This is a genomic window from Paenibacillus sp. A14 (genome assembly GCF_036864815.1).
GTDB lineage: Bacteria > Bacillota > Bacilli > Paenibacillales > Paenibacillaceae > Fontibacillus > Fontibacillus sanfengchensis.
In genome coordinates, this window is the sequence record NZ_JBAGJD010000003.1 from 722,890 (window position 1) to 740,933 (window position 18,044).

At 53.3% G+C, this 18,044-nt stretch carries 19 protein-coding genes; 12 read left to right on the forward strand and 7 right to left on the reverse strand.

Annotated features, from left to right (window positions below; genetic code table 11):
* Nucleotides 1–95 precede the first annotated feature (95 nt).
* The gene (locus tag V4U88_RS11270; RefSeq protein WP_334073344.1) at nt 96–200 is read left to right on the forward strand and encodes a sporulation protein YjcZ; all 105 of its coding nucleotides are present in this window, start codon (nt 96–98) and stop codon (nt 198–200) included.
* 71 nt (nt 201–271) lie between these two features.
* On the opposite strand, the gene V4U88_RS11275 is transcribed toward V4U88_RS11270, so the two are convergent.
* Nucleotides 272–1,849, reverse strand: coding sequence for a DEAD/DEAH box helicase (locus tag V4U88_RS11275; RefSeq protein WP_334073345.1), 1,578 nt, complete (start codon nt 1,847–1,849; stop codon nt 272–274).
* A gap of 264 nt (nt 1,850–2,113) precedes the next feature.
* Between V4U88_RS11275 and V4U88_RS11280 the strand changes: the two genes are divergently transcribed.
* The 4 genes from V4U88_RS11280 (at nt 2,114) to V4U88_RS11295 (ending at nt 6,172) form a co-directional block, all read left to right on the forward strand.
* Nucleotides 2,114–2,935 (forward strand): YitT family protein, encoded by an 822-nt coding sequence (locus V4U88_RS11280; RefSeq protein ID WP_334073346.1) that lies wholly within the window; start codon nt 2,114–2,116, stop codon nt 2,933–2,935.
* Nucleotides 2,936–3,109: 174 nt separating this feature from the next.
* Nucleotides 3,110–3,310, forward strand: a complete 201-nt coding sequence (locus V4U88_RS11285; protein ID WP_211373256.1) for a hypothetical protein — start codon at nt 3,110–3,112, stop codon at nt 3,308–3,310.
* Between the two features lie 235 nt (nt 3,311–3,545).
* Nucleotides 3,546–4,727, forward strand: a complete 1,182-nt coding sequence (locus V4U88_RS11290) for a putative glycoside hydrolase (RefSeq protein ID WP_334073347.1) — start codon at nt 3,546–3,548, stop codon at nt 4,725–4,727.
* Between the two features lie 86 nt (nt 4,728–4,813).
* A complete protein-coding gene (locus V4U88_RS11295) occupies nt 4,814–6,172 on the forward strand; it encodes an MATE family efflux transporter (protein WP_334073348.1) in 1,359 nt (452 codons plus the stop codon).
* Nucleotides 6,173–6,275: 103 nt separating this feature from the next.
* Here V4U88_RS11295 and pfkA read toward each other — a convergent pair whose 3' ends face one another.
* The 3 genes from pfkA to V4U88_RS11310 all read right to left on the reverse strand — a co-directional run bounded on the left by pfkA (nt 6,276) and on the right by V4U88_RS11310 (nt 8,768).
* A complete protein-coding gene (pfkA, locus tag V4U88_RS11300) occupies nt 6,276–7,247 on the reverse strand; it encodes a 6-phosphofructokinase (RefSeq protein ID WP_334073349.1) in 972 nt (323 codons plus the stop codon).
* A 21-nt stretch (nt 7,248–7,268) separates the two neighbouring features.
* Nucleotides 7,269–8,351 carry a tetraprenyl-beta-curcumene synthase family protein gene (locus tag V4U88_RS11305; RefSeq protein WP_334073350.1) on the reverse strand — a complete coding sequence of 361 codons (1,083 nt, stop codon included), beginning with the start codon at nt 8,349–8,351 and terminating at the stop codon, nt 7,269–7,271.
* 90 nt (nt 8,352–8,441) lie between these two features.
* On the reverse strand, nt 8,442–8,768 hold the full coding sequence (locus tag V4U88_RS11310; protein ID WP_334073351.1) for a hypothetical protein: 327 nt from the start codon (nt 8,766–8,768) through the stop codon (nt 8,442–8,444).
* Between the two features lie 151 nt (nt 8,769–8,919).
* On the opposite strand from V4U88_RS11310, the gene V4U88_RS11315 reads away from it, so the two are divergent.
* Entirely contained in the window at nt 8,920–10,161 is a 1,242-nt protein-coding gene (locus V4U88_RS11315) for an MFS transporter (RefSeq protein ID WP_334073352.1), read from the forward strand.
* 139 nt (nt 10,162–10,300) lie between these two features.
* Here the strand turns inward: V4U88_RS11315 and V4U88_RS11320 are convergent, their stop codons facing one another.
* The 3 genes from V4U88_RS11320 to V4U88_RS11330 form a co-directional block, all read right to left on the reverse strand.
* The gene (locus V4U88_RS11320) at nt 10,301–11,194 is read right to left on the reverse strand and encodes a hypothetical protein (protein ID WP_334073353.1); all 894 of its coding nucleotides are present in this window, start codon (nt 11,192–11,194) and stop codon (nt 10,301–10,303) included.
* Nucleotides 11,195–11,214: 20 nt separating this feature from the next.
* Complete coding sequence (locus V4U88_RS11325; RefSeq protein WP_334073354.1) at nt 11,215–12,240, reverse strand: helix-turn-helix transcriptional regulator; 1,026 nt, start codon at nt 12,238–12,240, stop codon at nt 11,215–11,217.
* A gap of 260 nt (nt 12,241–12,500) precedes the next feature.
* Nucleotides 12,501–12,698 (reverse strand): cold shock domain-containing protein, encoded by a 198-nt coding sequence (locus V4U88_RS11330; protein WP_009222768.1) that lies wholly within the window; start codon nt 12,696–12,698, stop codon nt 12,501–12,503.
* 222 nt (nt 12,699–12,920) lie between these two features.
* Between V4U88_RS11330 and V4U88_RS11335 the strand changes: the two genes are divergently transcribed.
* The 6 genes from V4U88_RS11335 to V4U88_RS11360 all read left to right on the forward strand — a co-directional run bounded on the left by V4U88_RS11335 (nt 12,921) and on the right by V4U88_RS11360 (nt 17,610).
* Complete coding sequence (locus V4U88_RS11335; protein WP_334073355.1) at nt 12,921–13,154, forward strand: hypothetical protein; 234 nt, start codon at nt 12,921–12,923, stop codon at nt 13,152–13,154.
* Between the two features lie 59 nt (nt 13,155–13,213).
* Nucleotides 13,214–13,393, forward strand: coding sequence for a hypothetical protein (locus V4U88_RS11340; RefSeq protein WP_334073356.1), 180 nt, complete (start codon nt 13,214–13,216; stop codon nt 13,391–13,393).
* Between the two features lie 200 nt (nt 13,394–13,593).
* Nucleotides 13,594–15,384, forward strand: coding sequence for an oligoendopeptidase F (gene pepF, locus V4U88_RS11345; RefSeq protein ID WP_334073357.1), 1,791 nt, complete (start codon nt 13,594–13,596; stop codon nt 15,382–15,384).
* 78 nt (nt 15,385–15,462) lie between these two features.
* On the forward strand, nt 15,463–15,798 hold the full coding sequence (locus tag V4U88_RS11350; protein ID WP_334073358.1) for a LapA family protein: 336 nt from the start codon (nt 15,463–15,465) through the stop codon (nt 15,796–15,798).
* A 17-nt stretch (nt 15,799–15,815) separates the two neighbouring features.
* Complete coding sequence (locus V4U88_RS11355; RefSeq protein WP_334073359.1) at nt 15,816–16,853, forward strand: M42 family metallopeptidase; 1,038 nt, start codon at nt 15,816–15,818, stop codon at nt 16,851–16,853.
* Nucleotides 16,840–17,610 carry a hypothetical protein gene (locus V4U88_RS11360; RefSeq protein ID WP_334073360.1) on the forward strand — a complete coding sequence of 257 codons (771 nt, stop codon included), beginning with the start codon at nt 16,840–16,842 and terminating at the stop codon, nt 17,608–17,610. Before V4U88_RS11355 ends, V4U88_RS11360 begins: the two co-directional genes overlap by 14 nt.
* The last annotated feature ends 434 nt before the right edge of the window (nt 17,611–18,044 follow it).

An 18,044-nucleotide genomic window follows, 5' to 3' on the forward strand; every position in this document is an offset into this window, starting at 1 on the left:
TGTTCGCCTTGGGCCGCCGTCTAAACCCTTCGGGGTGTCCCTCCATACTATATAAAGAAATTTCAACCATTCCCCATTTATAAGGAGGTTATCACATGTCCGGAGTAGGCGGAGGATATGGAGGTTTGTGGACTTCCACTGGAACGATCCTGGTACTGTTCATTTTGCTGGTGATTGTTAGCCGTACGATTCTGATCTAATATAAGAAAAAGAAAGAGGACGAAACTTGAGATTTCGTCCTCTTTCCCATTTCCGGCAGCGCGGAAACGAATTATTGTTCGAACGAGGAATTGTCCTCGCGTTTGTGCGGTTTGCGGTCTCCGTTATAGTTGGATGAGCGCGGTTTGCGGTCGGAGGAACGGTAGGAATCCCGTCCGCCATCCTTGCCATAGCCGCCCTTGTTGCCATAACCGCCGCGATTTCCGCCGCCGTCACGGTTATCCCGACGGTAGCCTCCGCCGCCGCGGTTCCCGTAACCGGAAGGCTTCCGTCCGCTGGAACGGATGTCCGGATTCCGGCGTTTCACGCGAATCGGTTCCTCCGGCGTAAGTTCAATATTCGCCTTGTCATTCTTCTCGCCGGTAATCAGCTTGAACGCGGCCGCCAGCAGATTTACCGAGTCATATTGCTCCAGCAGCTGGATGGCGATACCCTTGTACTCGTTCAGTTCTCCCGCTTCAACAAGCTCAAGAATCCGCTCAGCCGTAATACGCTGTTTGCCCTCAATCGCCTCCGCGATGCTCGGCAGCGGTTTGCGGGCGATTTTATGGCGGGTGATGCGCTCGATAAAGTGCAGATGGTCAATCTCGCGCGGCGTGACAAACGACCATGCCGCCCCTTCTTTCCCGGCGCGTCCCGTACGGCCGATCCGGTGAACGTAGCTCTCCGGATCCTGAGGCAGGTCGAAGTTGACGACATGCGAAACACCGGATACGTCGAGACCGCGCGCCGCCACGTCCGTAGCCACGAGCACGTCGATGCTGCCGTCGCGGAACTTCCGCATCACGTTGTCGCGCTGATTTTGCGACAAGTCGCCATGAAGCCCGTCCGCGGAATATCCGCGTTTCTGCAGTGCTTCCGATAGCTCATCCACCCGGCGCTTCGTGCGTCCGAAGACGATCGCCAGTTCCGGGGACTCCATGTCGAGCAAACGGGTCAGGGCGTCGAATTTTTGACGCTCATGAACCTCGATATAGGCCTGATCGATGAGCGGAGCGCTAACCTGCTTAGGAATGACGGATACATGCTCCGGATTTTTCAGGAACTGCTGGGCCAGCTTCTGGATATTCGCCGGCATAGTCGCGGAAAATAGCATCGTCTGGCGTTCTTCGGGAACGAGCTTCAAGATCGATTGGATATCATCCATAAAGCCCATGTCCAGCATTTCATCCGCTTCATCCAGGACAACGGTCTGAACGTCGTCGAGTCTGATCGTTTTCCGGTTGATGTGATCAAGAAGCCGGCCCGGCGTACCGATAATGATTTGAGGTTTCTTCTTCAAGGCGCGAATTTGACGGACGATATCCTGGCCGCCGTAAATAGGAAGGGAACGGGTGCCTTTGAAACGGGCCAGCTTGCCGATCTCCTCGGCCACCTGAATAGCGAGTTCACGCGTCGGGGTCATAATGAGAGCCACGATACGCTCTTCTTCTCTCGGGATTTTGTTAATCAGCGGCAGACCAAAGGCTGCGGTCTTCCCTGTACCGGTTTGTGCTTGTCCGATTAAATCGCGGCCGGTCAAGGCAATCGGAATGGATTTGCTCTGAATCGGGGTGGCTTCCTCAAAACCGAGTTCCGTAATAGCTTGTAACACCTTAGGCTCTAAGCCGAAATCTGTAAATGTGTTCAAATTGTTCATACTCCTTCTATATAGTGGACATTCCACAAGCTTGACTGTATTCTTAAGTAGCATTCAAACGTTTATAGACTATCCAATCTTTCCAAAAAATTTACATAGCGGATTGGAATGGAGAACATCAAAGGACGGTAATGACCGTTTAAAATTGGAAATGGATCCCTACTCAAGAATATCTCAAACATTATAGCACAAAACGAAACAAGAATACCAGCAAGCAGGTTGGTATACTTCCAGATTAACGTGAGGTGAAATTTTGTGTTCAAGGAAATCAGGAACACTGTGGTCATTTTGATTGGAGCGGCATTTATCGCCTCCGGTTTCAACTTGTTCCTTGTTCCGCATCATTTGCTCAGCGGCGGCGTCTCGGGCCTTGCCATGTTGACCGGTTATTTTACTCCGCTTAGCATCAGCGTTATGTATTTGGCTTATAACATACCGATCCTGGTAGCCGGGTGGTTCTTACTCGGCAAAAGGTTCGTGGGTTTAAGTATTCTCTCCGTCGCCGGCGTCACTTGGATGATGGAGATGATCCCCGAAAAACCGCTGGCTTCCGACGTATTATTATCGGCCGTTTTCGGCGGGATCCTGGTCGGGATCGGCAGCGGCATTTCCTTCCGTGTTGGCGGTTCCTCCGGGGGATTTGACATTTTGGGCTCTATCGTAACCCGCTCTCGAGATTTTCCGGTGGGGAGCATTCTGGTCGGCCTGAACGCCTTGGTTATTCTGGCGATGGGCTATCTGGAAGGCAACTGGAATCTGGCGTTGGCGTCCATGGTGTCCATATACTTGGTCGGAAAAGTGCTGGATTTAATTTACATCAATCATACCAAGGTTACGTTGTTTATCATTACCGACAGAACCGATGAACTTCTCGAACAACTCCTTTGCCGCCCTCGCGGAGTCACCAAAATCCGGACGGAGGGAGCATTTTCCCATAAGGAAAAAGATATGCTCATGACCGTCACCACCCGCTACGAGTTGGCTGAATTAAGGGAAATCATCAAAAAAACCGATCCCGGCGCGTTCGTAAATATCGTCGAAACCGTCGGCGTTATGGGCTCCTTCCGGAGACGATAAGCTTCGTGCCCCCCCTAGCACGCCGTTCCATTTACCGCGCTTTGTGGTATACTAATAACAAGCGGTTCCTTCGTCAACTCCATACGGTGTCCGATTTACCTCGATTTCACAGGATTTAGGCTTTTCCGATTTAGGAATGATTCCGGCAAAGAATGATTCTTGGTGGAAAGGGTGATGGATGTGGAAGCAGAAACGGTAAAACTGGAACAAATCGTCATGAAGTGGTTCCCGGATATGCTGCCTTTTTTGAATCAAAAGGAACTGAACTCCATGATCATCCTGCGCGATGGTCTGACTATCCTGGAACCGGAAGATGCCATGGAAATTATCCAGTTGAGCATTTGTGAGCATCAAAACAGCGCATATCTACATTGAAATAAACGGTTCTTCCAAGGCCGATTCTTCCGTCAAAGTGCGGGAGAAGCGGTCTTGTTTTTTTCTGGCGTCAACATTTTTCCCAGAGAAATTCATAATTTGCAAGTTTAGTAGAAGAGCTTTACGTTTAAAAATCAAAAGAAACGGGTGCGAAAAATGGTGACAAAGCTGTTCTTTCTGTATGCCCTTCATCGGATATAATCAAAAACGAGCGTAAACTAAGGGAGAGAAAATTATGAATATCATCTGGACACTTTTGCTTCTGGCCTTGGGGACCCATGGGGGAAATCCTCCCGCGGAACAGGCCGAAAGAGGCCAGATTCAGGCTATCCTTCAATCATCCTATCATACTTTCGCGGCAAATCTGGCGCAAGGCAGATGGGAAAATCCTCTGCCCCCGACCGAGGCAGCGATATCGGCTCAGGTGGATGCCCCAAAGGTTAAAGGGATCTATGTCACCGCCTATAGTGCGGGAGGTGAGCGCCTGAACAAACTGATCAACCTGCTGGACAGCACGGAACTGAACGCCATGGTGATCGATATCAAGGACGATGCCGGTTATATCACTTACAAAACCGACAATCCGAACTTGCAGAAACTGGGCAAGCCGCAGCCCTTTATTCGGGATATTGACGGGTTGATGGAGCGGCTGAATAAACACGAGATTTACCCGATCGCCCGCGTCGTCGTGTTCAAGGATACGATCCTGGCGAAAAAAAACCCGGAACTGTCGTTTCGAAAAAGCGATGGCAGCGTTTGGACGAACGGCAACGGAGACGGATTCGTCAACCCGTATAGCAAGGAAGTCTGGGACTATAATATAGAGGTTGCCAAAGAAGCGGCCAAACACGGTTTCAAGGAAATTCAGTTCGACTATGTCCGTTTTCCTGAAGGCTTCGAGAAGCGTGCCGATACTCTAAAATATACGAAAAACGAATTGAGCCGGATCGATACGGTTGCGGCCTTTGTGAAATACGCCCGGGAACAACTGGAGCCGCTCGGCATCAAAGTTTCCGTCGATATTTTTGGGTATGCCGCCTCCGTCCCCGCCGCCGAGGGAATCGGCCAGGATTTCGTTAAAATTTCGGACCAGGTCAATATCATTTGCCCGATGATTTATCCAAGCCATTATACAACCGGCTGGTTTAATGCCAAAGACCCCGATAAGGCGCCATACCAAACGATCAAAGGGGCGGTTGCGGATACGCAGAAGAAACTGGCGGCTCTTGGCGAAGAACAGCCTATTATCCGTCCTTGGATTCAGGATTTCACGGCGAGTTGGCTGGGTAAGGGCCATTATACAAAATACGGAAAGCACGAAGTGCAGGAACAGATCCGCGCCTTGAACGAAATGAACATCGATGAATATCTGTTATGGAATGCCTCCAACCGCTATACTGAAGGCGTTGATTTCTAGATCGGAAATTTGAACGGATCATAACCACAATCCAGGACCCGGGAAATCTCCCCGGGTCCTGATTCAGTGAAATGGAGTCTTGCGAAATGAAAGAAACCCAAAATTTGAAACAAAAATACATACAGTTTCTAAAAATCTTGCTGCCTATTCTGGTGACCCAGGTAACCATGTCGCTGATGACCTTTTTCGATACGACGATGTCGGGCCACGCCAGCCCCGCCGACCTGGCCGGGGCCGCCATCGGATCAAGCATTTGGGTTCCGGTCCAAACCGGACTAAGCGGCATTCTGATGGGGATCACACCGATCGTCTCCCAATTGGTCGGAGGCGGGCAGCAAAACAAGGTCGGATACCATGTGATGCAAGCTCTTTGGCTGGCCGTTGCGGTCAGTCTAGTCGTTCTCATAGCCGGCGGATTGCTGATCTCTCCGATCCTGAACGGGATGCACCTTGAACCAAAGGTCCATCATGTCGCCTTCTATTTCCTTGTAGCCCTGTCAACCGGTATTTTACCTTTATTCGGCTATATCGTCATCCGCTCCTTTATCGATTCGTTGGGCCAAACCCGGGTTTCGATGCTGATCACGCTGGTGTCCCTCCCGTTAAATGTATGCGCCGGTTACGTACTGATTTTCGGCCGTTTCGGCTTTCCGCGCCTCGGGGGCATCGGCTCCGGCATCGCTACCGCTTTTACGTATTGGTGCATTTTTTTGCTTGCGTTGGGGATCGTACACAAAATGCAGCCGTTTGCGGGTTACGGCGTTTTCCGCAAATTCCATGCCATCTCGTTGGCAAAGTGGAAAGAACTGATGAAGATCGGCGTGCCGATCGGCTTTGCCATCTTCTTTGAAACGGCTGTCTTCGCCGCCGTGACGCTGCTGATGAGCCGGTTCGACACCCTGACGATCGCGGCGCATCAGGCCGCCAACAATTTCGCTTCAACGCTGTACATGATCCCGCTCAGCATCTGCCTGGCCTTGACGATCCTCGTCAGTTTCGAAACCGGCGCCAAGCGACTCAAGGATGCCAAGCAATACGGTGTGCTGGGAATCCTTACGGCTGCGTGTCTCTCGCTTTTGACCGCCGTCATACTGATGGTATTCCGCGAAGGTGTCGCCGGTTTATATTCCAGTGAACCGGAAGTCATTGCCTTGATTTCGCATTTTCTGGTTTATGCCATCTTCTTTCAAATCTCCGATGCGATCGCCACGCCGGTGCAAGGGGTGCTGCGCGGCTACAAGGACGTCAATCCGGGCTTTTGGATCACGCTGCTGGCCTTCTGGGTAATCGGGCTTCCGCTGGGCTACGGGCTGGCCAACTTCACGAAACTTGGCCCTTACGGCTACTGGATCGGCCTGATTACCGGACTGGGCGTCGCAGCCATCCTGCTGTTGCGGCGGTTGTTCGTGATCCAAAGGCGGATGGAGCTTAGACTCGGCGCGTAAATCCCCGCATTAACGCATATGCATAAAAAAACGGCTTCCCAAGTCATTCGAATGACAAGGGAAGCCGTTTTTTTATATCCGATCGTTTAAGATGCTGTCAAACTTACTGCGACAGACGCGAAGCCAGTTCATACAGCTCCATGCTGAATTCCTTCTTGGTGGAAACCACCTTCTCGATATCCGTCAGCACCATTTCGCCGCCGATCATGCCGCAGGCCTTGTTCGATTCGCCGGCAATCAGGCTGCGTACGGCAAAGTCGCCCAAGCGGCTGGCCAGATTGCGGTCGAACGGCGTCGGCGATCCGCCGCGCTGAATGTGACCGAGCACGGTCGCCCGAGGCTCTACGGAAGGTTGACGTTTCTTGATCGCCTGAACGACCTCTTCGCCCGTTCCGACACCTTCGGCCACGATCACGATACTGTGTCTCTTGCCGTTGTCGAAGTTCTGTTTCATGCGGTCCGCCACTTCATTCAAATCGAACGGTACTTCCGGAACCAGGATCGTTTCGGCTCCCGCCGCAAGCCCGGCATGGAGGGCGATATCCCCGGAATGACGGCCCATGACCTCAACGACCGAAGCGCGCTCATGGGAGGACATCGTGTCCCGCAGCTTATTCACCGCATCCACCACAATGCCGACGGCCGTGTCGAAACCGATCGTGTAGTCCGTAAACGAAATATCGTTATCGATCGTCCCCGGCAAGCCCATCGTCTTGATGCCCAGCTTGCTCAGCTTCTCGGCGCCTTGGTAGGACCCGTCCCCACCGATAACGACCAAACCGTCGATGCCGCGGTCCCGCAGAATTTGCGCGCCCTTTTGCTGGCCTTCCGGCGTCTTGAACTCCAGACAGCGGGCGGATTGGAGAATCGTGCCCCCGCGTTGGATGATGTCGCCGACGCTGCGGATATCCATGGAGAAGATATCATTGTTTAACAGCCCTTGATAACCGCGCTGGATACCGAACACCTCCAGACCGTAGAACAGGCCGCTGCGAACTACGGCGCGCACCGCCGCGTTCATGCCTTGGGAATCTCCTCCACTGGTGAGGACTGCGATTTTTTTAACTGCTGACATGAATTTTCCTCCTAATTGTTATTAAAGACGCTGCTTGCGAATCCAAAGGCTGTTGGCGAAAAAGAACAACCGCATCAACGGGCTCCTTCTCATCAACTGCCTGGACACGTCCCGGATTTCACGCTGCTCGCTTACTTTCGGATCCGACAGATAAAGCGCAAGTAACCCTTCGATGATCATCCGATGAAAAGAAGAGGCCGGAAGCCGCTTAATGTCCCGGCGGGCTCCCTCAACAATAAGCGCGATCCGCTTCAGCATCGTTTCTTTGTTCTCATAATAGCTGCAAAAGTTCAAATCTCCGCCTACTTCATCCTCCGCCTGGTCAATCAGGTAATCGAGCATAATATGTAATCCGCAAACATGAGGGAAATAGGAGCGCTGGATGATCTCCGCGCTGGCTGCATCCAGATCGGCGTTGCTCGCTGCCAAAAACAGCATAAATACCCCCAACGTGGAACCTGTCGCCGCGGCGAACTCGTTCCAGCGCAAATGAGGCGTCCGCTGCTTGTGCCGCTCCCACCAATGGACCAACGCCTTCTCCCGGCGGTCCGGAGCGATATGCTTGTACACCTGAAGATCGGTATACAATTCTACCAGATCCATGATATACGGCTTCGCCGCCGCATATCCGGGGAGATTGAGAATATTGGAACGGCAGGTTTGCACAAGATGCAGAAGATAGCCCCCATCGTCTCTCTCCTCCCGCAGCGCGTAGTAATCCCGCACTTCCGCGGAAGGATTCACCGCGTCAAGCATGCTCTGATGAAGCAGACGAAAGTCGTGCTCATCCATCGACGTGCTCCGGTCGCACAAATTATCGAGGTAGTCGCTGATCGTTTGAAACGCCACGATTAAGGGGATCAAAACATCGCGCTGAGCCAAATTCGCCGCGGCATACACCGAGCCGCCCTGACAATGAAATTTCTTTGTCGCGATGCTGGCCAGCGCTTGTCTTCTCAGCTCAGGGTCGGGAATCGCCCCCGCTTCCTGTCTCCAGCCATCCAGTTCCTTCCGCACTCCGGGAAGAACGAACTTATAGACTCGGCTCATCAACCGGATCGGTTCTTTCGGAAACTGATTTCGGCTTTGCTCCAGTTCTATCAATGGCCTGCCTCCACTACATCATCAAGTAATGCATGATAAAAATCATACTATATTATAATATGATCCAACTTTTTGCACAAATAAACAAAATCACAAGTGACTTTTGCCGGAAATCGCTGGCTCCTCTTGCGTCGTCCGATACCAAATATGCAAATCGTTGATGATGCTGGCCAGCTCTGCAATTTCTCCGTTCAGCCTGCAGCTGGCCTGAAAATCGCCCTCATCGCTCATTAGCGCCAGCTTGCGTTCGATTTCCCTTTCCAGAGTTTTGACTTTCTCCGGGATCCGCCCACGGGTATCCTCCCAAAATTCAATCATGGCCAGTCGCTCCCCGGGCCTATACTCTTCAAACGGCCGGTCCAACGAAGGAACGTGAATCCCGAGGCGCTCGTCATAGAAAAAGCAGGAACCGTTCATTCTTCATCCCTCCGGAGCATACAAATTTCGCCTTTCGCATATGCCTCATATTATACACAGAACCAGCAAGGTTACTAGACTCTTTTTTTGCGAGTTTATGCTATACTAGGCCTAATCTTCCCATTTTAATTCCTGATCATGAATTTACGAAATGGAGCTTAGCGATAAAATGACCCCCTCCCCGACCTCCCGGCCGGAGCTTCCATGGCTTCGAGCCTTTACATTTACCATATTCGGCACGAGTGTGCTTGTTGCGTCCTACTTTCCTTTATTCTATGCCAAGCTCGGATTCTCCAGCAGCCAAATCGGACTGCTCTACGCCTTGGGCCCGATGATTTCACTCGTAGCGAACCTGTTCTGGAGCATCGCCAGCGACAAGTACCGGACGATCAAAAAAATTATGTTGTTGCTGCTCATCGGGCAGATGGTCATGAGCGCACTGCTTTCGGTGTCGACTCAATTTTCCGTCATTATTGCCGTCATTACGATTTACTACTTTTTCTATTACCCGGCTTTTCCGCTGTCCGATACAATTGCCATCAACGCGGCCAAACGGCATAACAGGCATTTTCTGACCGTACGGATCTTCGGCTCGATCGGCTACGCCTTTTTCGCCCTGTTTATCGGCTATGTCCTGGCCATAATCGGATCTTCCCGGACAATGTGGGTAGCCATCGGGATCGCCGCGATCGCGCTGTTCATCACGTTATTCATCAAGGACCAGGACAGCCCGGTCGCAAAAATGGATATGTCCGGGATCTGGGGCATTTTGAAACAGAAGGAGCTGCTTTGGTTTTTCGGCTGCGTGTTTTCCCTGGCCATCGCCGTGCGGATGAACGATGCTTTCCTGACGGTGACCTTAAACCAGCTCGGCGCCAGTGAAAAATTGATCGGCTGGTCGCAGCTCGCCTCCTCCTTGTCGGAGATCCCGATCTTCATTCTGCTCAGCCTTTACGGTGAAAAAATCAAGGAGCTCCCGCTCCTCGTTTTCGCCAGCCTGATCTTTGCCGCCCGTTTCTTTCTGGTCAGCGCGGCGGATTCGGCCGGGGCGATCATCGCCATCCAACTGATGCACAGCCTTTCCTTCGGGGTGTTTTACGTCACCTCCATCCGGATGTTGACCCGGCTGATCCCCGACCATTACCGCGCGACGGGAATGGCGCTGTTCACCATCGCCTGGTCGAGCGCCTCCGGACTGCTGAGCGGTACGTTCGGCGGCGTCCTCTTCGAGCAGTTCGGGCGGCACAACTTCTACCTCGTCGCCATGGCGTTCGCCTTGCTGGCCGGCATCGGCTTTGCGAGCCGATATTTCTACCGGGGGCCGCGGGTGCGGGCGGCGGGGGAGGGCGTTTCCCGGACGAGCAACACGAAAGCAGAAGAGAAGGCACAGTAACGGCTTCGGAAAGACCAACAGGCTTACTCCCCGGAAGGGAAGTAAGCCTGTTTGCTGCGCTTTCGACTATTAAGGGGATGTTCTCCCGTTAAACCTTCGCTTATACGCCTATGTCCAGTATCAACGCCCGGCAGCGGAATTAAATAACCCCGTACGCTCTGAGGGTCTTCAGATTTTGCACCGTCAACCAGCCGCGCCACTCCTGCTCTCCCGCCGGGCTGACCGCCGGAAAGCTGATATTCCACCCGCCGTCTTCTTGCTGCTCCCCAACCAGCCAGTTCAAATGGAGCGTAATCTCCTCGGACGAAATCAAACGGGAAACATAGGATCCGGGAGCCGGCGCATAATCGAGCACCTTATGAACGTAGCCCTGGGCGTGCGGATCCTTTTCGATGCCTTGGGGTCCCGTAAGCCATTCATCCAGACGCTTGCGGCAATCGGCTCCCCGGCCTTCCGGATCAGGCACATGCTCCAGAAACGCGATCCACTGGGCTGCGTCATGATAATCGCCGGGCAGCGACCGTTCCAGGCTTCGCCATACGTATTCGACGCTAGACCGGAACCAGTCTTCCTCAAAAAAGTCGATTCTCACCCGCTGAGACATTAGCATCCCTAGAATGCTTCCGGTCGGGTTCAACGACGGAACGCCGTCTTTCTCCGTCGTCCACCAAGGCGCGTGCGGATAGGCGTTGACGGCCGTCGTCGCTCGCGGGAAACCCCCGCCCTCCAGCGTCAATTCTTTTAAATACTTTAGAATGCCGTCCATCAGTTCGCTGTTCCAGCCGTTGACTTCCCGTATGACCATCAAGGCGGTTTCCGTCGTCACCGGTTGACTGTCCGGGCAGCGCATATCCGGTTCCAGACCATTTCCAAAGCCGCCATCCCTGTTCTGGTAAGGCCTTAAGGCGCCGAGCACCTGCTCTTTGGTTCCGTTTTCAAAATCATAGGCATACCGCATCCGGTCCAGCAAACGGGCATGGCGGTAAATAAACTCCCCGCCTCGTTCCAATACATCCGTAGTTAATCCGTTCATTAAGAGATCGCCTCCATCGGTTAATGTTGAGGGGCATCCGCGGCCTGGGCATATCTGGCCGCAACGGATTGCGCCCGCTCTCTCAGGGCGATGCGCAACGCGGCGGGCTCCAAGACCTCGGCATCCAGCCCCATTCCATAAAAAAACGAGACCGCCCAATCCCACTCCGAGGCCGGACATGCGAAAGCCAGTTCCCAAACCTCATCGTCCGCCTGCTTGACGAGGTGCCCGATATCGGGATCCTGCTCCGCAAGCAGCGCTCCGCGGTAAGTCAGCCGGGCGGCTACGGGAATCGGAGCCGGGTCCGCGGCAGTTGAGAGGGAAGCGCCGTCGGAGTCTGCCGGCGCATCTGCCGAACGTTTCGCCCGGGCCTCCGCCGCGCTGCCAGACGCCCCCCGCGTCCCAGTGGCCTCCGCCGCTTCCGGAGGCTCCGCCGTGCACACCTCCTCGAACCGGTCCACGCGAAACGTGCGCCGCTCTCCGTGAAGCGGCGATTCGGCCTCGCAGTACCAGAAGCCGTGGGCCGCATAGACGCGGACCGGACGGAGGTGCAGCTCCCGGCGGTACCGCTGGGACCGGTACATTGCCCGGACCCAGCTTCCCTCCGCCGCATGCCGGAACAGGGTGTCCAAGTGCGGCGTCCTGCTCCGGCGGTCCGGCACCTCCAGCCCGATATGCGCGAGCCACGGGGTAACCTCGCCCAGCGTCCCTTCCGGCAGCGCCGAACGGATTTTGTCGGCCGCCGTCCAACGCGCCTGCCGGAGCGGACCATCGCTGTACTTGGCCATCCCGTCCAGCGCCATCAACAAGGTCAGTGCCTCGTCCGAGGTCAACTGCAGCGGTGCCAGACGGTAGCCCTCCATCAGCCGGTAGCCGCCGCCCGGGCCGGAAATGGCATACAGGGGCACCCCCATTTCCGACAGGGCCTGCATGTCCCGCAGCACAGTCCGCTTGGAAACCTCCAGCTTGTCGGCAAGAGACTGGGCTGTCTCCGCTCGCTGCTGCAGCGCCATCATAATCGCCATCATCCGGTCCATCCGCTTCATCTCAATGATTCCCTCCCGGTTTGTTACCAGCTTAACAAAAGATCAGTGACAGCAGCCTGTCACCAATTCTTAATGAAGTTATGTATTTTTTCAGATTACAACAATTATAATCAAGCAGGAGGAGGGCTAACCCCTGTTCTCTTACACTACCGTACATGCCGGGCATATTCAAAAAAAGACACAGCCCATATAGAGCTGTGCCTTTCATTATCGTGCTTGGAACCAAACTTTATAAGTGATCCGGCAGACCGGAATTGAGCTTATAATTTGATTACGTTAGCAGCTTGAGGACCACGGTTGCCGTCGGTGATTTCGAACTCAACAGCTTGGCCTTCTTCTAGAGTTTTGAAACCTTCTCCTTGAATTGCGGAGAAATGAACGAATACGTCTTCGCCGCCTTCAACTTGGATGAAGCCATAGCCTTTTTCTGCGTTAAACCATTTAACTGTACCTTTCAAATGAACAACCTCCTAAAAATAATCGTCATCATTGACGAATACCCATATTATACTCTATGCCCCCACACATTGCAACGTGTCATTTTCGGTGAAGTTTCACGCATATTTATTCTCCAAGGATAGCGGTATCGTTTGCTTTCCTGCATGGCCTGAGGTATCATTTTACATAAAAATATTTCCATGAAATAGGCAGTCTAACCGCCAAAGAACGGAGTCGTTATCATGATCAAAAAACACGAAATATATAAAAAAGACAAATGGAATATGATGACCGTAGAAGTTCAGGGAAAATACATCATACTCCGGGAAATCTCGGACCAGTGGGGCGAGGAATCCCATACGTTTTTGAGCCGTCCCGCGTTAATGCAATGGGCGCAAAACCGTTTCCCTAAAGAGGATTTCACGGATCGGGAAGAAGAATGGCGTGACATCATGAACGCCTTTAAACAGGTTTAATGGCCGGGCCCCGGTAAGACGGGACAGACCGCCCTAAATTGTTTGAATGGAGTCAATACATGGATAATTCCAATCTCTTTATTTTTATTGTCTGCGCTTTTGCGTTGGGCGTCGTGCTGATTTTGAGCAAAAACAATATCCCGCCCCGGTTTAGGCGCGGGTTCGCCTTAACCGCGGTCATCATGATCGCGGCGGCGTTTATTCTGATGATCTACAGTTTATTCACCATGGGCACTTAAATATTAATAACGGCGGCCGGCAGAGGGCATGATAGGGAAATGTCTCTAGAATTAGGGAGGTTCCTGTTTCTATGAAAAAATATCGCCTTCTCTCCCTCCTGCTGGCCGCCAGCCTCACGGCCGCGGGCTTGCCCGGCAGCGCAGCCCCGGCGCAATCGGCGGCAAACGCCTCAGCTTACCCAAACCAAAGGAGGATTCCAATGAGCACATTACCAAAACGTTCCGAAGTAAAAATGGAAAATACCTGGAAACTGGAAGACATGTTTCCCGACCAAAAGGCCTGGGACCAATCTTATGAAGCCTTAAAAGAACTTAAGAAAAAAGCTGCCGACTATGAGGGCAAGCTGGACAGTCCCGAGAAGATCAAAGCCGTTTTCGCTCTGGAGGACGAAATTTCCGAAAGTCTGGAGCGCCTTTATGTCTACGCTCACCTGAATCACGATCAGGACACCACAAACCCTACATACCAGGCGTTGACTCAAAAAGCCAAGAAGCTGAACGTGGAAGTCAGCGAAGCATTATCCTTCATTACGCCGGAAATTTTGTCGCTCCCCGAGAGCGAATTGGATGCGCTGATCAAGAACCCGGATTTGGCCGATTATAAATTCACGCTGCAGGAAATCAAGCGGGAGAAAGCCCATGTCCTAAGCAAAACGGAGGAAGCCCTGCTCGCTCAGGTCGGCAATTTGTCGCAAGCTCCGCAGCATATTTTCGGCATGATCAATAACGCGGACATAAAGTTTCCGAAGATTGAGGACGAAAACGGGAATGAAGTCGAGCTGACCCACGGCAGCTATATTCAATTTTTGGAGAACCCGAACCGTGACGTCCGGCGCCGGGCTTTTAAAGCGGTCTACGAAACCTACGGCAAACAAAAGAACACCATCGCGGCTACGTTGAACGCCAACGTGAACAAGAACATGTTTTACGCCAAGGTACGGAAATATCCTTCCGTTCTGGAAATGTCCCTTTACGGCGACAATATTCCGAAAGAAGTTTATACCAACCTGATCGATACGATTCATGAGAGTCTTCCGCTGCTTCACCGCTATATGAAGCTGCGCAAGAAGCTGCTCGGGGTTGACGAACTTCATATGTACGACCTGTTCGCGCCGCTGGTGGAAGAATATAAATGGGACATCTCCTATGAAGATGCCAAGCACATGGTTGAAGAAGGGTTGAAGCCGCTCGGCGAGAATTATTTGAGCGTGCTGCAGAGCGGTTTTAACAAACGCTGGATCGATGTCTACGAGAACGAAGGCAAACGGACCGGCGCCTACAGTTGGGGCGCATACGGAACTCACCCTTATGTACTGCTGAATCACAAAGACAACCTGAACAGCATGTTCACTCTCGCTCACGAGATGGGGCATGCGCTGCATAGTTATTTTTCCGATGAAGCCTTAAAATACCGGGATGCCCAGTACACCATCTTCCTGGCCGAGGTTGCCTCGACCACGAATGAAGCGCTGTTGATGGATTACCTGCTGAAGCATGCGACCGATCCGAAGCAAAAAATGTACCTGCTCACCTACTATGCGGACCAGTTCCGGACGACCGTGTTCCGTCAAACGATGTTCGCCGAATTCGAGAAGATCATCCACGAGCGGGCCGAGGCCGGTGAATCCTTGACCCCGCAGGAGCTCTCGTCGATCTATTACGATCTCAACGTGAAATATCACGGACCGGAGATGAACGTGGACCGGGACATCGAAATGGAATGGGCCCGGATTCCGCATTTTTACACCAGTTTTTACGTGTACAAATATGCTACGGGCTTCTCCGCGGCCACCAGCTTCTCGAAGCAAATCCTCGAGGAGGGGCAGCCGGCGGTCGATCGCTACCTCGGCTTCCTGAAAAGCGGCGGCAGCGACTTCTCGATCAACATCCTGCGCAAGGCGGGCGTGGATATGTCCTCGCCGGAGCCGATCCGCGAAGCGATGAGCGTATTTGAGGACATTATCGAACAGATGGAGAAGTTGACGAAATAAGAAGTGCATTTTCAGGGAATCCCTTGCTCCTTGCGGGCAGGGGATTTTATACTGTCTAGTAGAAGGAGGTGCATCCTCATGAAAATTCAATGGTCTTTGATCCTGGGTATGGTGTTTGCGCTGATCACGGCTGTCTTTGCCGTAATCAATGTCGATCCCGTGCCGGTCAATCTGCTGTTCGGCTCATTCAGTCTGCCTTTGATTTTGCTGATCTTAGGTTCCACGCTGCTCGGCGGCATCATCGTCGGGGCCTTCGGAATCTATCGCAGTTATCGGCTGCAAAAGGAAATTAAAATCCTCAACGCCAAGCTTGTACATATTCAAGAGGCTACGGGTTATGTTTTTCCCGAGCCCGTGGCCCCTGACGAAAAGCAGGAAGACTCGCCATCCGCTAAAACGGATGGCCCTCAATAATTCATGGAGGTTTACTCATGCAAATTCAACCGAACGAGTCCTATATTCTGGACCTGCTGAAGCGGCTGCTCGATACCCCGAGCCCCAGCGGATTTACCCATGACATCATGAAACTGATCCGCTCGGAAGCGGACAAACTGGGCATCGCCTTCTCCCAAAACGAAAAAGGCGGAGCCTTGTTGAGTCTGAAAGGGAAGGATTCTTCGCGGACGATCGCCTTGAGCGCCCATGTGGACACGCTCGGCGCCATGGTTCGCGCCGTCAATGCCAACGGGACGCTGGCCATTACCTCCGTCGGCGGCTTCATGATGGCGAGCATCGAAAACGAGTACTGTCAAATCCATACGCGCGGAGGAAAGGTTTATACAGGAACGATCCTGACCTCCCACCCTTCCGTGCACGTATACTCCGATGCCCGGGATTTCAAACGGGAAGAGAAAAACATGGAAGTGCGGATCGACGAGCTGGTCGAATCCAGGGAGGACGTCCTGAAGCTGGGGATATCGGTAGGGGATTTCATTTCCTTTGATGCCCGGGCTGTTATTACGCCAAGCGGTTACGTGAAATCACGCCACCTGGACGACAAAGCGAGCGTCGCCGCGCTGTTCGGCCTGCTGGAATCGAGCGTGCGGGAGGGCTGGACGCCGCGGCATGATCTGGTCTTCCTCATTTCCAACTATGAGGAAGTCGGGCACGGCGCCGCTTGGATTCCGGAAGGCGTAAACGAGATGATCGCCGTCGACATGGGCGCCATGGGCGACAACCTTGGCTGCAAGGAGACCGATGTCTCTATTTGCGCCAAAGACTCCTCCGGTCCGTACGATTACGAGATGACCGGAACACTGATCGGGCTGGCCAAGGAGCTGAATATCCCATATGCGGTCGATATTTATCCGCATTACGGATCGGACGCCTCCGCCGCCCTGCGCGGCGGGCACAACATCCGGGCCGCGTTGATCGGCCCCGGCGTTCATGCTTCCCACGCCATGGAAAGAACGCATAAGCAGGCGATCGTCAATACCGCGAAGCTGCTTGCCGCCTATGTGGCCGACTGACCTTAAGCGATGGGGAGCGGCCCTCGGTTCGGCCGCCCTTCTCTTCCTGGCCGTTCTGCTGATGCAATATTGGGGCAGCCGGTTTATTCTCCCGCACCATTACGTCTACCAGGAGACACGGGCGGACAACGGCGTCAAGCTTCATGCGATGGCGGTGTCCCCGGAGCGTGTGGAGCTTCGGGCCGCCGACCGGCCGCTGGGCAGCTACCGCGTGTACGGCATCAATGGCGGCTTCTTTTATCGGGAAGCCGTCTTATCGATTGCCGTGAACGGCGACAAGCCGGTCAGCGGCCCGGCCGGAGCGTACGGCTCCGGCTGGTTTAACGAGAAGTATCCGCGCGGAACGCTCGTCTGGGATGAAGCCGCCGGCGCCTTCTCGGTGCAGGTTGTCTCCTCGGCCGATGAAATCCGGGTGAGGGACCGTAGCCGGTATTTGGCTCAAGGCGGGGTCAGCATGAACCTGGGGGACGAAGCCGGCTGGGAGGCGGCCATGCAGCGGGAGCATTTGCCGAACCCGGACGAGAAGCGGCTCCGCTCCGGTCTCGTTTATCACGGGACGGGGACGCTATGGTTGATCGTCACCCCGGACCTATGCACCGCCGCTGCCTTCCGGGAAGCGGTACAGGAGGAAATCGCCCCCGGCAGCGCCAAGGAAGGCATCTTCCTGGACGGGGACGGATCCGCGCAAATGAACGCGGCAGAGACGAAGCTGTACGGAGATTCCCGGGACTTGCGGCAAATTATTGCGATCAGGTAACTATTGATTTGCTTGTAAGGCCATGTGAAAGGTTCTTCCGATCGCAGCCGATACTCATGATTATTGCTAATTCTTTAATTTGACTATATAACAGCTTTTTGGGCACTGAAGTTGAAGTTGCATCAAACCTGACAGGGTGCTGCCTATTTTGTAACTTGTCGCCTCGGTGTGGCGAGTTGGATCCGGCGTGCCCCATTTCCCTAACCGCCGTCGCATGAGCAGCCTTGCAAGAAAGACGAAAATTGACGCTAACGGTTGCCACAGCCGTTATTTGTCCTGAAAACGCCGATTTCCCATAGCTAACGGCCGCCACGGCGCTTATTTTCGCATAAACAGGCTGTTAAGGCAGTAATCTTGCAAAAAAAATGACATAAAAAGTAAGAAGAATAATTTACAAAAAAAGGAGACCCCAGTTATCGTAGAATTGTACAGAC

Bases quoted from the DNA above. Each gene is read 5' to 3' on its own strand.
- V4U88_RS11315 (WP_334073352.1), top strand. From the start codon at position 8,920: ATGGAGCTTAGCGATAAAATGACCCCCTCCCCGACCTCCCGGCCGGAG.
- V4U88_RS11340 (WP_334073356.1), top strand. From the start codon at position 13,214: ATGGATAATTCCAATCTCTTTATTTTTATTGTCTGCGCTTTTGCGTTG.
- V4U88_RS11285 (WP_211373256.1), top strand. From the start codon at position 3,110: ATGGATGTGGAAGCAGAAACGGTAAAACTGGAACAAATCGTCATGAAG.
- V4U88_RS11320 (WP_334073353.1), bottom strand. From the start codon at position 11,194: ATGAACGGATTAACTACGGATGTATTGGAACGAGGCGGGGAGTTTATT.
- V4U88_RS11295 (WP_334073348.1), top strand. From the start codon at position 4,814: ATGAAAGAAACCCAAAATTTGAAACAAAAATACATACAGTTTCTAAAA.
- V4U88_RS11325 (WP_334073354.1), bottom strand. From the start codon at position 12,240: ATGAAGCGGATGGACCGGATGATGGCGATTATGATGGCGCTGCAGCAG.
- pepF (WP_334073357.1), top strand. From the start codon at position 13,594: ATGAGCACATTACCAAAACGTTCCGAAGTAAAAATGGAAAATACCTGG.
- V4U88_RS11290 (WP_334073347.1), top strand. From the start codon at position 3,546: ATGAATATCATCTGGACACTTTTGCTTCTGGCCTTGGGGACCCATGGG.
- V4U88_RS11310 (WP_334073351.1), bottom strand. From the start codon at position 8,768: ATGAACGGTTCCTGCTTTTTCTATGACGAGCGCCTCGGGATTCACGTT.
- pfkA (WP_334073349.1), bottom strand. From the start codon at position 7,247: ATGTCAGCAGTTAAAAAAATCGCAGTCCTCACCAGTGGAGGAGATTCC.
- V4U88_RS11335 (WP_334073355.1), top strand. From the start codon at position 12,921: ATGATCAAAAAACACGAAATATATAAAAAAGACAAATGGAATATGATG.
- V4U88_RS11355 (WP_334073359.1), top strand. From the start codon at position 15,816: ATGCAAATTCAACCGAACGAGTCCTATATTCTGGACCTGCTGAAGCGG.
- V4U88_RS11270 (WP_334073344.1), top strand. From the start codon at position 96: ATGTCCGGAGTAGGCGGAGGATATGGAGGTTTGTGGACTTCCACTGGA.
- V4U88_RS11350 (WP_334073358.1), top strand. From the start codon at position 15,463: ATGAAAATTCAATGGTCTTTGATCCTGGGTATGGTGTTTGCGCTGATC.
- V4U88_RS11360 (WP_334073360.1), top strand. From the start codon at position 16,840: ATGTGGCCGACTGACCTTAAGCGATGGGGAGCGGCCCTCGGTTCGGCC.